Source organism: Methylobacterium sp. 22177, assembly GCF_052045615.1.
GTDB classification, from domain to species: domain Bacteria; phylum Pseudomonadota; class Alphaproteobacteria; order Rhizobiales; family Beijerinckiaceae; genus Methylobacterium; species Methylobacterium radiotolerans.
The window spans coordinates 1-321 of sequence record NZ_JBQEPK010000149.1; the positions used below are offsets into that span (position 1 = coordinate 1).

At 57.0% G+C, this 321-nt stretch carries 1 pseudogene; it reads left to right on the forward strand.

From position 1 onward, the window contains the following. Positions 1–71 precede the first annotated feature (71 nt). Positions 72–227, forward strand: a pseudogene (locus ACTJK8_RS32470) (IS630 family transposase); the annotation flags it as partial. Between the last annotated feature and the right edge of the window lie 94 nt (positions 228–321).

The following is a 321-nucleotide window of genomic DNA, read 5'->3' on the forward strand; positions in this document are numbered from 1 at the left end:
CACAGACGGAGAACGCACGGGGAAGCCACACGAAATGACGAAGAGCCACGAGACCGGGGCAACTTCACTCCGACTTCAACCCGATCGAACCCACCTTCGCGAGGCTCAAGGCCAATCTTCGTGCCGAGACCGCTCGCACGATCAGCGACCTCTGAGACCCTATCCAACGAGCCTTCAAAAGCTTCACGTCAGCCGAATGCCGCCGCTATCTCGCCGACGCAGGCTGAGATGCATATGATTCAGCACGATAGGATGTCACTCTAGATGTTTGATCCCAGGGTTTGATGGTGCACTCTTCACGTTGAAGTGGAGGGACGCGCT